We start from the raw sequence: 2,249 nt of genomic DNA, 5'->3' as shown, positions 1-2,249 counted from the left end.
ACGTCATCGGGGGCTGGCTGTTCGGCGCAGTGCCTGACGACGCCGCGTTGAGCGCCCGCGACAGCCTGATCGTCTATGACATCCGCCTGCCGCGCGTCATCCTCGGCATGCTGGTCGGCGCGGCGCTCGCCGTCTCCGGCGCGGTCATGCAGGGGCTGTTCCGCAATCCGCTGGCGGACCCCGGCCTGATCGGCGTCTCGGCCGGCTCCAGCCTCGGCGCGGTTGCCGTCATCGTGCTCGGCGCGACGATATTGGCTCCGGTGACAGTCTTGCTCGGCACGCTTGCCCTGCCGCTGGCGGCCTTCTGTGGCGGGCTCGCCACCACGCTGATGCTCTATCAGGTCGCGACGCGGCGGGGGCAAACCTCGGTTGCCACAATGCTGCTCGCGGGCATCGCGCTGGCGGCGCTCGCCATGGCGCTGACCGGCATCCTTATCTTCATGGCCGACGATCGCCAGTTGCGCGACCTGACCTTCTGGCAACTCGGATCGCTCGGTGGTGCGACCTGGGCGAAGATCGCGTCGGTAGGGCCGATCATCGTCCTGGCGCTGGCGGCGATGCCGTTCCTGGCACGCGGCCTCAACGCGCTGGCGCTTGGCGAGGCGACCGCCGGCCATCTCGGCATTCCGGTGCAGCGGCTGAAATACACGGCCATCGTCGGCGTCTCCGCCGCGGTCGGCGCATCCGTCGCCGTCAGCGGCGGCATCGGCTTCGTCGGCATCGTGGTGCCGCATCTGCTGCGCCTGCTGATTGGTCCGGACAATCGCTATCTGCTGCCGGCGTCGGCGCTGCTCGGCGCCTCGCTGCTGCTTCTGGCCGATGCGGTCGCACGCACCATCGTTGCGCCGGCCGAACTGCCGATAGGCATCGTCACCGCGATAGCGGGCGCGCCGTTCTTCCTTTGGATCCTGCTGCGCAAGCGCGGCGTGGTTGATTTGTGAGGCTTGATGATCGAGGCAAAGGATGTTTCGGTTGATATCGCCGGCAAGCCTATCGTCAGTGGTGTCGATTTCCACGCGCGGCCCGGCGAGATCGCCGCCGTCGTCGGCCCCAATGGTTCGGGCAAGACGACCTTCCTCAAAGCGCTCTCCGGCGAGCTCGCCTATACCGGCCGCGTTGCCCTCAACGGCCGAGATCTCTCGACGATGAAGCCGGCCGAGGCAGCCGTCCATCGCGCGGTGCTGCCGCAGGCGACGACGCTGTCGTTCCCGTTCACCGTGCGGGAAGTGGTCAAGCTTGGTCTTGTCGGCGGCCGTTCGGGCGCCTTGCCGGGCGAGGATGCGCGGCTGCCGGAACGGGCGCTGGCGCGTGTCGATCTCGACGGCTTTGCCGGCCGTTTCTACCAGGAGCTTTCCGGCGGGGAGCAACAGCGCGTTCAGTTGGCGCGCGTGCTATGCCAGGTCTGGGCGCCGGTGCTCGACGGCAAGCCGCGCTTTCTGTTCCTCGACGAGCCAGTGTCCAGCCTCGACATCAAGCACCAGCTGATCATCATGAACATTGCCCGCGACTTCGCCAGAAGGGGCGGTGGCGTGGTCGCCATCCTGCATGACCTCAATCTGACGGCCATGTATGCGGAGCGGATCTTCGTCATGCATCGCGGCCGGCTGGCCGCCGCCGGATCGCCGCGGGACGTGCTGAGCGATGATCTGATCGAGAAAGTGTTCGACTGCCGGCTCAAGGTCGGCGTGCTGCCGGCGGGCAATATGCCGTTCGTGCTGCCGCAGTCGGCGGTCTATTGATATTCAGGTGAGGCCGGGCCTGCGAATGGCGGTTTCCTGCGCTTCTCCCGCCAATTGTCGAAGTCGGCGCCGCCCCTCATTGCCCTGCCGGGCATTTCTCTCCGCAGAACGGGGAGAAATACGCTAGGCAGCCGGGGCGCGGCGCTCCATCAGCATGTCGATGCCGAGCAGGTTGCGTACATTCGGCCGCGCCGCTACCAGATCGGCGATCGTATAGCGGGCGAGCACTGCGAAAAACGCATTCAGGGCCTCGCGCAGCGCCGAGTTCAGCGCGCAGCTGTCGACGAGCGGGCATTCGGCGGCATCGTTCTCGAAGCATTCGGCCATGGCGAAGCTCTCTTCCGTCACGCGCACGACATCGAACAGGCTGATGGCTTCGGCCGCCCGGCCAAGCTTGACGCCGCCATTCCTGCCACGCACGGTCTGGACGAGGCCGTGCTCGACCAGCGGCTGCAGGATCTTGAACAGGAAAAGCTCCGACACAGAATAGGCGGCCGCGATCTCGGGAAT

3 protein-coding genes are annotated in these 2,249 nt (G+C 66.8%); 2 read left to right on the top strand and 1 reads right to left on the bottom strand.

The window, feature by feature from the left end; genetic code table 11:
* Positions 1-941, top strand: a 941-nt coding sequence (locus EN969_RS27595) for an iron ABC transporter permease (RefSeq protein WP_164758544.1), incomplete at its 5' end; no start/stop codon positions are given.
* A gap of 6 nt (positions 942-947) precedes the next feature.
* Positions 948-1,739, top strand: a complete 792-nt coding sequence (locus tag EN969_RS27590; protein WP_063168164.1) for a heme ABC transporter ATP-binding protein — start codon at positions 948-950, stop codon at positions 1,737-1,739.
* A 123-nt stretch (positions 1,740-1,862) separates the two neighbouring features.
* On the opposite strand, the gene rirA is transcribed toward EN969_RS27590, so the two are convergent.
* Positions 1,863-2,249 (bottom strand): iron-responsive transcriptional regulator RirA (gene rirA / locus EN969_RS27585; protein WP_127419565.1); only part of this gene is annotated, 387 nt, incomplete at its 5' end.

The sequence above is a fragment of the Mesorhizobium sp. M7A.F.Ca.CA.003.01.2.1 genome, assembly GCF_003998945.1.
GTDB lineage: Bacteria > Pseudomonadota > Alphaproteobacteria > Rhizobiales > Rhizobiaceae > Mesorhizobium > Mesorhizobium ciceri.
The sequence above is the reverse complement of the archived record's forward strand: the minus strand, read 5'-3'. Positions and strand labels throughout refer to the sequence as shown.

What these genes read in the sequence shown, in the direction of transcription:
- EN969_RS27590 (WP_063168164.1), top strand. Translation starts at nt 948, where the DNA reads ATGATCGAGGCAAAGGATGTTTCGGTTGATATCGCCGGCAAGCCTATC.